Below are 13146 nucleotides of genomic sequence, written 5' to 3'. Positions count from 1 at the left end.
TTTATTTACATTTTCATATTCATCAAACTAATGTTTTTCTGAGCATGAAAGAATGGTTGTTTGAGAAAATTATAGATGAAAAATTAAATAACCTTTTTGGTTTAGTAACACTCCTTTTATTGAGTGTAGTATCTGCGGTATTAATAGCCTTTTGGGGAATGAAAGGAGGAGCCATGATCCTTTCTGTTGTAATTGGGGCGCCAATTGCTATTTATACAATCATTAATAATCAATTTGGCTATTTATTATTGATTGTGTTCTCCACATTTATGGGATTTATAAGTCGAGCCTTATCCGTTAATATTCCATTTGGAGTGGGTATTGACTTGATACTAGTACTAATGTTTTCTGGTATTATTCTGGAGCAGATATTTTCAAACAAGGAGGATAAAGGGAAGGATTTTTCATTAACAAATCCCATTTCTGTCATGATATTTGTTTGGACTGCCTACCTGCTTTTACAGGTATTTAACCCAGCTGGTACTCCAGCTGGTTGGATGTTTGGTCTTAGAAATATTCTACGTGTTTTTGTGGCTTTTATTATTGCGCAGCGTGTCTTTAAAGATTTGAAGTCAGTTGATACATTTGTTAGCTTGTTTATTGGAATTGGATTAGTGGTTGCGCTCTATGGCATTTATCAGGAGTTTGTGGGATTACCTGCCTTTGACTTAAAATGGGCAACAGCGACAGAGGAAAGAATCAATTTACTGTTTATTCAAGGCAAATGGCGAAAGTGGTCATTTTTATCAGACCCGGCTATTTTTGGGTTATTTATGGCGTTTGGTAGCATTATTGGCTTTATTCTTTCATTAGGTCCATTTAGTTGGAAAAAGAGATCATTCTTCTTTGCTTCGGGATTTTTAATGTTGTTGGCCATGTTTTTTTCGGGGACACGCACAGCCTATGTAATGCTGCCTTTAGCCGTGGTGATCTACGTATTAATTAACATTACTAAAGTGAAGACGTTAATTTTTGCCATTCTTTCTGTGATGTTATTTTTGGTGGTGTATTTTGGTCCTTTTTACGCCAAGCCAATTGTAAGATTTAGGTCTGCCTTTAATCCTACCGAGGATGCATCTATGAATCTAAGGGATTTCAATAGACAAAGAATACAGCCTTATATTCATTCGCATCCCATAGGTGGTGGGCTTACAACTAGTGGTGTTTATGGTGAGAGGTTTTCCCCAGGTCACCCTTTGGCCGGGTTTCCCCCTGATAGTGGCTTTATGAAGGTGCTTTTGGAAACTGGGTGGGTTGGATTGTTATTGATGCTTGCATTATACTCTACTGTTTTGGCTGTTGGTATAAGTAATTACTATAAGTGCGAAGATCCGATAATCAAATCCTACTATGCTGCTTTTATAGCATCTTTTTTTGCGCTGTCTATTGCCTTATATGCAAAGGAAAATATCGAACAGTTCCCACAAAATTTAATTTTATATGGAATATTCGTCTTAATGTACAAAATGCAGAAGTTTGATGTTAAAAAGCTTGCATGATTATTTATTATATGCCGAATATTTCTTTATTTCATACAATTATTCAAAACATACCCTAAATAATATATATAATGGTAGGTAATTTAAAACCAGAGATTTTTAAGCTTCTGGCTGGCCCTTTATTGGCTTTTGTGGCTTTTGTTTCTATTGGACAGAGTATCGATTATAACTCAATCATTTTGCCAGAAAGTGTGAATGATGCATCTTTTGAAGAGAGGTTGGTTAGGTTGGCATGGAAGAACAACCCTTCAACAAAAATGCTAAACCACCAGGTGGAAACGGCACAAATTGAGGTAAAACAAGCTAGATGGTCATTTTTAAATGACTTTAGGGTACAGGGCAATATTAATGAGTTTGTTTTGGATGAAAGTACTGATTTGGCTGGAAGAGCGGCATTCTTTCCTAAATATAATATTACAGGTCAGGTTAGCCTTGGATTCTTTGTTGATGCTCCTTTGGAAGTGAAAAAGAAAAAGCAACAGGTGGCCATTGCCGAGTCTACCATCAACCAACAGAAACTGGCTTTAAGGGCAGAAGTACTTACCCGATATGAAAAATATTTGATGAATAGGGAGTCTCTTTTGGTTCAGACAGAAATAGTTGAAGATTTATTTGCTTCGTTATCTCTAGCTGAGCAACAGTTTCAGAATGGATCTATTAAACTGGAAGAGTATAACAGAATTCAAGATCGATATAATGCTCAGAAGTTAAGGCAAATAAATTCACAGGGAGACTTCAATATATCAAAAATTGAATTAGAAGAACTAATTGGTGTAAAGCTCGAGAACGTGCTTTAATTTTTTCGTTCATAAATTTCAATGATAGCGTCTTCAGGAATTCTGGGTGCTTTTATTGTTTTTACAAGCTTATAATTTTCTTGAAGACAAGTGCGTACTGATGGAGGATAGAAGCGGTTAAGGTTGGGGATTACTTCAAATAATGCAAGTTCATATTCACCGTTAACTATAGCACGACAGGTATTGTCCACCTCTCTTTGAAAGAATGCTACATTTCTATGAAACCACAATGGTTGATATTGGCCATGAAGAGGCTCATAACCTATCTCATAAGCCAGTTGCGGTAGCTCACTCATATTTAAAACTTTCAAACCGCTCTTTCCAGACCACTTTGCTTTTAGCTCCTTTATACCCTCAATAGTTGATTCAGGAAGCATCACATTGTCCAGCGAACGAAAGGGGGTGGTTTTCCATTCAGAGCGGTCAGAGTCAGGTTTATTCTCTTCTTTAAGCTTCCAGGTTTTTTTGCTTACATAATTGTAATCAACATTTTGCTCAATTTTGAATATACGAGCTGCGATTCTATTGGCATAGCGCCAATAATCTTGAGACCATAGCAGAAAAATAAGAAAGATCATTCCTAATAGAATAGATGATTTTTGAAATGGTATTGACTTAAGCTGGCTTAGAAAAAAAGTAAAAACAAATGCATGATAATAATAATGAGAATTTTCAGGTATATAAGTAGTAAGCTGAGCAATGAGTGGCTGTACAATTATACCAATGGTGAATAATAGAAATAATATTTGTTTTTTGTCCCACTCTGGCAACCTGTTTCCGGTTTGCCACTGGTAGACAATAAAAATCACAAGTGCGGTAAGATAAAGTCTCATTATCAATGATGAATCGGAAAAGATGGTGTCTAGTAAATCTAAAAGTGCTATTCTGGTACCATGAGGAGCTTGAGCATAATTAAACCAATATCCGAAATCATAAAAGGTAAGGGGTAGAATAATTAAGAAACCAATAACTACAAATGCTAGGGTGTAAATAATTATGTATTTATAGTTGCCTTCCATTAAGGCATTGACCAAAAGCAGGGTGAATGCAAATAACATTGCAATACCACCTATATCCTGCTTTGTAAATAGTGAAAGAAATATAAATAGGGCTCCTAATATTAGTTGTATGATGGCATAATTTCCTTTCTTAATTATTGCTTGGAGAATAAAGGCAACCCCAATTAATTCATAAACAAAGACAGTGTGATTATACCATGGCCAAAAATGGATGAAAACGAATGATAAGCTAAAGAATAGGATTCCAATTACGCGTATTCCTGGTTTTATTTCAAACACTCGAAAGATAGAATGCACAGCAAGCAAAGACAGCAAATTAATAAATACCTGGGCTTTTATTAATGAAGACATGAACGGCCCAAATATCTTAAAAAATAGGGCCGGAATTAACCAAAAACCATAACCTAAAGGCATACCGAAATCCCTGAAGGGAAATTGGCCAATGTATATTCTGTATGCACCTTCCCAAGTTAGATAAAGATTGATTTTATAGGGAAATGTGAAGAAAAGAGGTAGGAAAGAGAATGCTATTGCAATAGCTATTTCTACCGTTAGTAAAGTTTTATTGCTTAAATTGTGATTTTTAAACATTTAAATATTTATTAGAACTTTTTGATTTATATCTTGCGGTAAATTTAAAGACATTACGAACATTAAGCATCTAACTTTTTCAAATAAATATACCCATTACTTATTAGCATTCATTTGTCTTGAGGTCTTTTTGTTGGTTTTCTTTCCAAACAATAGAACCGAAGTTGATGACGGTTTTTGGTATGCTGAAGGTGTAAGAGATGGAGCCTATCTTGATTTATTCAACCCACGGTTTTTCCTTTTTTTACCTGTAATGAAACTGTTTTATGACACTTTACTTCTAATGCATATTCATGTGGACGCATACCTTATGATGTGCACTGTGAGTATGATATTTTCGGGGCTTACCATTGTTCTCCTATACGATATTCTGGCAGCCCAATTGGATATTGGTAAGAAAACTGCCCTTGTGGCATCTATTGCTGTGCTAATATCTTACGAATATTGGAGATATTCTTATGAAGCAGAAGTATATATTATATCAATATTCTTAATACTGCTCGCATTCAGATGGTTTATGATTACAAAGAAGCAAGAAGGGTATTTACATGCGATAATGTTAGCTATGCTTTGTGCATTTACGACTTTACTCTATAAACCTAATTTCATACCCTTATTTGTAGCCTTTCCACTTATATTCTTGTACTTCGGAAAAATTAAGGAATTAGTTGCATTCTATATTACTGGGGCAGTTATTATAATCGGCAGTTTTGCCGTAGTCTATAGTTATTTGCCTGATGAACCTTCATTTTTGTCATATTTATTTGGTGGTACCAATAGCCCAACTGGAAAGCCCTATATGTCAATTTTTGTAATAGCCTCAAATATTATTTCAGTTCTATGGCTGTTTAGTACTGATAGTGCTGTAAGTTTTATAGTCAAAGAATTTCCACACAAGGTTATTCAGGAAGAAATTTATTTGGCCAGGCAAATAGATGGATATGAATTTATTTTATGGATTTGCCTTGGGCTTATGTTATTAATATTGTCCGTAATGATTGTTCGGGCACTAATTAGAAAACTTACATTGAGCCCTTATCAAAAAAAAGCTGTAGGTACGGTTGTAATATGGTTAATAATCTATGGCTCCTTTCTTATGATTATGGATCCTAGCTCAAATGAACCTTGGTTGATGGTTCAAGTACCCATACTAATTTTAATTTCCGTATTATTTGTAAAACCTTTAAAGGCTACAAGGCTTTGGCTGGTGTATAGTTTACTATTTATTTTATTTATTAACAATTCTGTAGGGGGGATGTGGTTACTCAGAAGTTCTTCGTATGATTATAACAAGTTAAAAATAGCATGGCTTATTGAGAATACGGGTAGTGATGATATTATTCTATCATATGGCCCCATATCATTTATTCGATATCTGAGGTATAAAACTAAAGCGACAGTAATAGATATTGAGGAGGATTCTGAGGTGGCAATGGAAGTACTGGGAAATTACAAATCTGCAGATATTTATCTTACTGAAGATGTGTTGTATCCACCCAAAGCCATTTTATATAGATCACCGAAGATTGTTGATAATATCAATGGCCGATTTAAAGAATTAGAAATCAAAACTGTAGTTGTATCTTCTGGAGAATTTGTTACATACAGGTTAGAGTAACAATTTTAACTGCAAAATTAACTTCCTATAAATGAGCGACTATTTCTTCCAATTAGTTTTTTGAGGATATCTATTAAAAGCATCGAAGCGATGGTTACAATAAGCGTATAAAAAACAAAACTTACCAAGCCTAGTTCAAAGTTATTAAAATATGTTTTTATAACTATTTCGATAGCCTGTATAATATACATGTGTAGAAAAAATATACCGAAACTGTAATCCGCTAATTTCTTTAAGACTGATATTTCATTATCATTAAACAAGTAGAAGAAACGAATAAGTATAATGCACAAAAGGCTGACTTTTACCTTAGCAAAGTTGAAGTGAAAGTATGGAAGCAGGTTGGATGACTCAAAGGATGTGAGCTTTGGAATTTCAATTATATGCACAACTTCCAATATTGAAATGGCAATGTAAATGATGAACAGAATTACCATATACAACACCTTAGTTTGAGTTAGCTGTTTTCTATAGGCTGAGCCCCACATGCCAAAAATATAGATAGGGATGAAGTAAATAAATGAATCTATGGTCGTTGAGTAATAGCCAAACCGAAAGGTAAACAGCCCGGCAATAAATAGAAATGGGAAGAAATAGGTATAGAACTTTGGATTATCTAACCTGAGAAGTAGGGGAGAGATTAAATAGAATATGAATATCATAGGGATGAACCAAAAGGGGCCTATATGCTTACCAGTGAGTATCATGTAAAAGCATTGAATGATATAGGGCTGGTTTTCCAATGAATTGGGCATCCATTCGTAGGGTTGAGAATATGTTAAGTATTTATAAACTAATATTGGAACTGATACAACCAAATAAGGAAGGATAACAAATTTTAATTTCCTTTTAAAATAATCAAAGAACTCATATTTATGCTTTAGGTATTGAAACAAGAATCCAGCAATGAATACGAATAATATAGTTCCGCTATCTAGTAATGTTGTAAATACAGCCTTGCTAAATTGCTGATTACTACTCCAGGGAAGGGAAATTCTACAATGGATACCAACAATTACTACAATTGCAAGACCTCTGAATAAATGAATATAGTTAAGAAACTCCTTTTTCAAAGTCATGCACCAGGATAATACAAATTAGAAAACGGATTTGAACAAGCACGTTTGTAAGGATTATAAAGTGCTACATAGGTTATATCTGCATCGACATCCATCCTGTTCATGAAAAAGTCCGTTGATAACAGAAAGTCACCGACCAATTCACTTTTGTATTGGTTGTACTTATAGTAGTAGGGAAAACTGTTCCAAAAACTGACTATCATAAAACCTACCCTCATAAAATATTGTTTTTTCCAATCAAAAAATTTACGTTCCCAATGGTTTTCTTTTTTTGCATCAAGCACGAATGTTTCTATTTGTTGATTGCTTAATTTCAGATAAGCGAGATCTTTTTTAATAATTTTAAATAAAACGGTATCAAAATCGTAAAAGTAAAATGATCCAAAAAGTGCTGTAATTAATGACAACAGCCCTAAAAATATAAATCTACGTCTCGACATTTTCGCTGAATTGGCCATTATTGAAAATAATTATTACATGCCATTAATGAAAGTGCTGAAAGTGTTAACGTTGGGTTTGCAGGCGTTACAGTTGGGTATACGCTGCTTCCAAGCACTAAAATGTTTTTATACTTGTGATGGACAAGATTTTTATCAACTACACTATTATCAATAGTATCACCCATTCGCGTAGATGAACATATATGGAATTCAGTCTTTTGGCGATAATTATCTACTTCCATTCTTTCTATAGGAAGTATTGAAAAATACTCTTTTATCTGTTCAGGCAGTTTATCAATAGCCCTTTGAGTATAGGTAGAGTGACCATTGTAAACAATCTCGGGTATACGTTCGTCTTCGGTTAGTTTGACTTTGTTACCATTGTCAGGTAAGTCTTCATATACAAATTTGAAAATCGACATTTTTCTCCATTTACCAGCTTCATTTCTAATAAAAGGCGTATTGAAGCTTTCAATAAGACAGCCAGCATGATCTTTTCTATGAGCACCATCATACATCATATACCCGTTGGCGGTTATAATGGATGAGCCTCCCACGTTATCTAAATCTTTATAGTAAAGTCGTGCAAAGACACCAACCTGTTCTGTAATACCTGCTCCAGTTAATGGGTTGTCGTCACCTGAATTTAATAAGATATGTGCATTAAAAACTCCATTAGCACCAAGTACATAGGTGTCAGCTTTAGCAGATTTCGAAATACCTTCTTCCAAATACTCAATAGACTGCGCGGTATTTGATCCTGTTTTTAGACCAAGAACTTGGCAATTGTATTTTAGAGTAACCCTTACATCTTTATAAATATCTCCTATGCCATTTTCAATAGTAAATTTAGAATTTACGGGGCACACATCGCAAACTGCGCTGGTGCAGCAGGCGTTTCGGTCACCCACTGCTAGAGATGCTCTTGCAGTGGGTTGGCTGATATACTGTGATCCATACTTCTTTTGAAGGATTTGATCTACTGTACTTAATTTATGGGGAGGGAGGGGATACTTACTGCTTTTAGGGAAGGGTGTTAACTCAGGACCTGCTATTTGCATTATTTGCTCAACTCTATCGTAATAAGGCGATAGATCATCATAAGAAATTGGCCAATCCCTGCCCACACCATAGGTGCTGCGAAGCTTTAGATCATTCGGCAAAAATCTTGGTGTGCATCCTGTCCAGCAATTAGAGCTGCCCCCAAAATTTGGGTCAAAAACCCATATTTTATCAGAATTAGTTCGATAGGTTTTGCCCGCCTTATTTATGGCCAAATTCACTTCGCCTCTTTTTTCAGAAAGTCTCTTACTATGAGGGTGGAATTTACCTCGCTCAAGAACCAATACTCTTGTACTGGTTCCTTGAATTTCGAGATAATTTTTTAAAAAAAAAGATGATGCAAATCCGGTTCCTACTACTATCAGATCGTAGTTTGTGTCCATTATCGAATCACCAATTTCTTTTGAGACATTCTGGAGCCATCAGTGATAGAAACCATATATATACCAGGTTTTAATTGTCGGCTCAAATTAATAGAAATACCATTTACTATGCTATCGCTATCAGTTTCTAGGGACAAATGAGCTTTGCCTACCATATCAGTAAAGACTATAATTATTTTTTCACTTTCTAATTCAGCTCTACCAACAATATTGATATTTTCAGCGGAGGTAGGGTTAGGAAACAATCTTAAATCTTCGAAAGGATCAATTTTCATATCCACCCTAATTATATTAGAATAATCTGATTTACCATCAAAATCAACTTGTTTGATTCTATATAAGTTAGAAGATTTTGGATTCTTGTCAACGAATTGATAAACCTGAACATCCGTAGAAGTTCCTGCGCCTTGAATTTCTCCTATGCTTACAAAATCATTAATTCCAAAACCTCTCTCAATCTCAAAATGGCTATTATCCTGCTCTGAGGCTGTTTTCCAGGTTAAAACGACATCTTTATTTCTAATCGTGTAGTCAAAATAAAAGAACTCTACAGGTAGTGGACCGTTAGATTCTGTTTCGGCAGCTAGAGGGGCACTTTCTAAGGATTGATTAGAAGATGCATCTAATGCAGCAACGGAGAAGGTATAACTGGTTTCTGGTGTTAGTCCCTCTACCGTAACACCGTTATTTGTCGAACTCATCGATTGGGCTTCAGTCTTCGATGAAGACTTACTCTTTCTTCCACTTTGACTTCCTTCGCTAGTTTCGGAATATGTTATTAGATATCCGGCAACTCCAATGTTGTCAGTTGAATTATCCCATGACAATGTGACTTTAGTACTGGTCTTTGATCTCACAACTAAATTCTGAGGTTGTGAAGGAGGATCAGTATCTGCTGCGGTTGTGGCAGATGCAATATTTGAATCGGTAGAAGAACCAAATAGATTCACGGTCTTAACCTTATAGCTGTAATTAGTAGCAGGTTTTAGATTTGTTGCAGTGTATGACTCAGCGGCATAACTTGTTGTATTAAGTATGCTGAATGGCCCACCTGCTTCGGACTGATAGATCTCAAATTTTGGCATATGCTGCCCAACGGTAGCCAATACTTCGCTCAAAATATAGTTGTGTCCTAATATATTCAGATGTGTGCCATCACCTTGTGCATATTGAGATTTAATTCTATTGTCATTACCAAAATCTGTCAACTCATCATAAATATCAATAACATATTGTCCAAAATTCTGTCTAACTACATTTGCTTCATCTTCCAATAGGTGCCTTTTGACAGAATTAGTATTAAAGTCTCTTGGCTGAGTAGTCGTAAAGAAAATTTCCACTCCATCATCATCTGCAAGAGTCTTCAATTCTTGATAATGCTGAATTGTTGTTGAAATATCAATATTGTCCGCCACATTATTAGACGGTAGATTGACAATAATTATGTCTGGATTGAGTGACAATGCATGAGTGATATTATAATCAGGGTTCGGGGCATTTGCATAACCTCCACCATCTTCACCATCTTCGCGCACATGATATGTGGTATAACCACCATTCTGAGCCAAGTTCGTTAAAGTGTAATTAGCATTATTCGTAAATAACAAGCTATCCAATTTTTCTACCCAGCTTTTTTCGTTTCCTGTTAATCCATAACCGGCAGCAGTAGAAGATCCTAATACTACAATATCTGTGACTTCGTAATCCCATGTAAGATCAATACTGAAACCAGAACCGTCTGCATCAGCTACCAGATTGAGAGGAGGTGAAGGAGGGTTAGATGTTGTGATAGGACCACTTCTCAGTACGTTTGATGGTATATTAACTCTATTACCACCTGGTATTTTCCATGCCACCGTCAGGCCCTGACCTCCAGATCGTTCAAAGTATTGAACTGTAATAGGATAGGCACCTTCTTCAAGCTCGATATTTCCTTCCCTCCATCTTCCTCCATGTAAGCCATCATTATCCACTATTTCTTGATCTCCTATCCACAACCTACTACCGTCATCAGAGTTAGTATAAAAAGTATAAGTACCTGCTATTTCGATATATATATATCCGAAAAATTCAATTCCAAAATAGTCATCATCTTCATATTTACCACTTTTAGCACTGGTATAGTTAAAATTAGAAACTGATCCAAATCCATCATCAAATAGAGCCCAGTTAGAAAATTCATGAATATAGTCCCAGGTGCCTCCGGCATATAAATTGTAATAAAGACCTTGCATTGTTGTGGTTATTGCCTCAAGGCTACTTGGATTAGAAGTATTTCCATTAACGTCTATAGCCACAGCATAGAAGTTATAGCTCGTATTTTGCTCAAGGCCAGTAATAGATACGGTTGTATTTGTTGTACTGCCAGCCAGGGTGCCATCACCAAAGTATACTTCATAATGGTCAATACCTACATTATCTGTTGAAGGTAACCATGAAAAAACAGCCGAGTCTGTCCTAACAATAAAGTATTCCTCGGCATCATTATTTGCCTGAACATTTATTCTATTCTCTTCATAGCCAAAGTGACTAAACTTAAAGTTTGCGGGTGCTGTTGGCAGCACATTATCAGCTAAAGTACTGGCAGAGGTGACATTTGAAGCTGCCGATGCACCATCCTGATTATATGATCTAATTTTGTAAAAATATTCAGTGTCACCATCAAGCATTGTATCATGATACATCAAAATATCTGCTTGTGTAGTGGTTACCCATTGAAAGTTTACATTGTCTTTACTTCTATATATTTCAAAACCCAGTTCATTATTGGACATGTCTTGCCAAAATAAATTTATTGCATTTTCTGAGCTTGCCGAAGCCGTTAAATTATTTGGAGCGAAAGGTAAATTGCCTGAATAGGGCTGCGTAGAAACATAAAGTGTGTTTGATTCAAAACTGTTACAAAGACCAATATCTTTTTTTATCAAAGTGTATGCTCCAGGATCAGAAACAGTAATCTGGCTAAATGTTGAATCTTCTAGATATAAACTTCCATTTTTAAACCATTCGTAATATATTCCATCTTCTTCAGTTGTTAAAGTTACATCGGTAGCACCATCCAAAGCGGTTAAGGCAGTACTTCCCTCTGCTGAAATAAGGGCGCTCGGACGAGGCTTAGAAGTTATTGTGTATGGGTCAGACCAGTCACTCCAAACACCATTCCTCATAATACGAACTTGATAATCTCCGTATTCATCTGCAATTATTTCATTGTCCCGTTCAGGGGAGGGAGGAACGGTAGAATAGGTTGAACCTCCATTAGTGGTTTTTCTCCATTCGTAATTTTCAAAATACTTGGAAACACCTAGCCTAACATTAACTTGGTCCCCTTCACAAACTTCTTTTATACCGTAGTAACCATGAATTGTGAGTTTGCTATACTGTAAAAACCATGAAAAGAAGTCTGGTTCAGCATAAGCTGTATTCCAAACACCATGACCTAAATTTGGGTAAACTGTATATCGGGGTGTACCGCCCATGTTACGAAGTTTTTTAATTTTATTGCCCGTACCTTCAGGTTTTGGTCGGTTATCTCGCCCACCTTGAAATTGCCAAACAGGAATATGGATCATTGAAGTGTCCATAGAAATATAATCACTGTCGAAGGCTCCATGATCAACATGCCCTGACATAGGGGCACTGGCAGCAAATAAATCTGGCCTAGAATTCAATAACATCCAGGTGCCACGTCCACCTTCTGAAAGCCCATGGATGTAGATTCTATTGGGGTCAATTGGATAGTCTCTAACTAGTTGCTCAACTAAAGCAATAACTCTACCTGTCCATGTTTCCAATGCTGGACCAGGATTATATCCATTTTTGTTTTGAGGAACTACCACATAACCAGGCCAATGTCTTGGGTCTGAAGGATTTCTGTTAATAGCATCCAAATGTTGCTTACCGCCATGAACAATACTATGATCATTATTCCAAAGGTCTGGACTATTATAGCCATAACAATTGCCTCCCCAGCAATCTGCACGCTCCCCAGCTCCGTGCATAAAAAGTATTAGTGGATATAAAGTCTCTTTACTGGTTGTATCAACATTATAATATGATGAAGATGGATACGCAATTCTAAAATTCAATCCTAACCATTTCGGAGGATTTCCGCTTGAATTGTAACCATTGTTTCCGCTGACAGGAAGTGAATCCACCTGATGTGGATCAGTAATCCAATTAGGGTTGGTTGGGTGTTGAAAAAATGTAAAATCCAAGTATTGCGAACTATTCCAACTGGTTCTTGCACCACCATTGTCATAGCCATAATAATGACCTCTTACCAGATAGTCTGGCACATTACCCTGATCAGGGCCATCTTGAACCAACGCTGGATTGTTAGAGCCATCTAACCTATAACTCATGGTACCAGGAACTATGAAATAGTTTAAATCTGGTATACGCTCATCAGCAGGAATAGGGTTTTGTGCAAAAGACGAAAATCCGGCAATGATAGACATCATTAAACCGGAGCAAAACAACCGCGGATTTTTCATATTATAGCCAACTAATATTTAATTACAAATATAAATATTCTTTACATGTAAAAGGTAACCCCACACATGTAATTTATTTATAATAAAATGATGGGATTAACAGTGCTAATTCAGTGTAAATTTAATAAATATATTTTATAATATAAATATTGGTAGAAAATG

Annotated in this window: 8 protein-coding genes; 3 read left to right on the top strand and 5 right to left on the bottom strand. The window is 35.9% G+C overall.

What is annotated here, in order from left to right; all coding sequences use genetic code 11:
* The first annotated feature begins 44 nt into the window (after positions 1-44).
* Both RIB54_RS07065 and RIB54_RS07060 read left to right on the top strand, forming a co-directional pair.
* Positions 45-1499: an O-antigen ligase family protein gene (locus RIB54_RS07065; RefSeq protein ID WP_350100047.1), complete on the top strand. Its 1455-nt coding sequence runs from the start codon at positions 45-47 to the stop codon at positions 1497-1499.
* Positions 1500-1570: 71 nt separating this feature from the next.
* A complete protein-coding gene (locus RIB54_RS07060) occupies positions 1571-2296 on the top strand; it encodes a TolC family protein (RefSeq protein ID WP_350100045.1) in 726 nt (241 codons plus the stop codon).
* Here the strand turns inward: RIB54_RS07060 and RIB54_RS07055 are convergent.
* Positions 2293-3906, bottom strand: a complete 1614-nt coding sequence (locus RIB54_RS07055; protein WP_350100043.1) for a hypothetical protein — start codon at positions 3904-3906, stop codon at positions 2293-2295. The two genes, RIB54_RS07060 and RIB54_RS07055, sit on opposite strands and share 4 nt — an antisense overlap.
* 133 nt (positions 3907-4039) lie before the next feature.
* On the opposite strand from RIB54_RS07055, the gene RIB54_RS07050 reads away from it, so the two are divergent.
* Positions 4040-5524, top strand: a complete 1485-nt coding sequence (locus tag RIB54_RS07050) for a hypothetical protein (RefSeq protein ID WP_350100041.1) — start codon at positions 4040-4042, stop codon at positions 5522-5524.
* Positions 5525-5541: 17 nt separating this feature from the next.
* On the opposite strand, the gene RIB54_RS07045 is transcribed toward RIB54_RS07050, so the two are convergent.
* From RIB54_RS07045 to RIB54_RS07030, 4 genes are read right to left on the bottom strand one after another with little or no spacing between them, the layout of a single operon-like run.
* Positions 5542-6603 (bottom strand): acyltransferase, encoded by a 1062-nt coding sequence (locus RIB54_RS07045; RefSeq protein ID WP_350100039.1) that lies wholly within the window; start codon positions 6601-6603, stop codon positions 5542-5544.
* Positions 6600-7043, bottom strand: a complete 444-nt coding sequence (locus tag RIB54_RS07040; protein ID WP_350100037.1) for a hypothetical protein — start codon at positions 7041-7043, stop codon at positions 6600-6602. The genes RIB54_RS07045 and RIB54_RS07040 overlap by 4 nt, the downstream gene beginning before the upstream one ends.
* A gap of 17 nt (positions 7044-7060) precedes the next feature.
* Entirely contained in the window at positions 7061-8488 is a 1428-nt protein-coding gene (locus tag RIB54_RS07035) for a GMC oxidoreductase (protein WP_350100035.1), read from the bottom strand.
* Positions 8488-12951 (bottom strand): fibronectin type III domain-containing protein, encoded by a 4464-nt coding sequence (locus tag RIB54_RS07030; RefSeq protein WP_350100033.1) that lies wholly within the window; start codon positions 12949-12951, stop codon positions 8488-8490. The genes RIB54_RS07035 and RIB54_RS07030 overlap by 1 nt, the downstream gene beginning before the upstream one ends.
* Positions 12952-13146: the final 195 nt, after the last annotated feature.

The sequence above is a fragment of the Fulvivirga sp. genome (assembly GCF_040218215.1).
Classification (GTDB): Bacteria; Bacteroidota; Bacteroidia; order Cytophagales; family Cyclobacteriaceae; genus Fulvivirga.
This window is presented reverse-complemented; position numbering and strand designations above follow the sequence as displayed.

Excerpts from the sequence above, each read along its gene's own strand:
- RIB54_RS07065 (WP_350100047.1), top strand. The coding sequence starts at position 45 with ATGAAAGAATGGTTGTTTGAGAAAATTATAGATGAAAAATTAAATAAC.
- RIB54_RS07060 (WP_350100045.1), top strand. The coding sequence starts at position 1,571 with ATGGTAGGTAATTTAAAACCAGAGATTTTTAAGCTTCTGGCTGGCCCT.
- RIB54_RS07055 (WP_350100043.1), bottom strand. The coding sequence starts at position 3,906 with ATGTTTAAAAATCACAATTTAAGCAATAAAACTTTACTAACGGTAGAA.
- RIB54_RS07045 (WP_350100039.1), bottom strand. The coding sequence starts at position 6,603 with ATGACTTTGAAAAAGGAGTTTCTTAACTATATTCATTTATTCAGAGGT.
- RIB54_RS07040 (WP_350100037.1), bottom strand. The coding sequence starts at position 7,043 with ATGTCGAGACGTAGATTTATATTTTTAGGGCTGTTGTCATTAATTACA.
- RIB54_RS07035 (WP_350100035.1), bottom strand. The coding sequence starts at position 8,488 with ATGGACACAAACTACGATCTGATAGTAGTAGGAACCGGATTTGCATCA.
- RIB54_RS07030 (WP_350100033.1), bottom strand. The coding sequence starts at position 12,951 with ATGATGTCTATCATTGCCGGATTTTCGTCTTTTGCACAAAACCCTATT.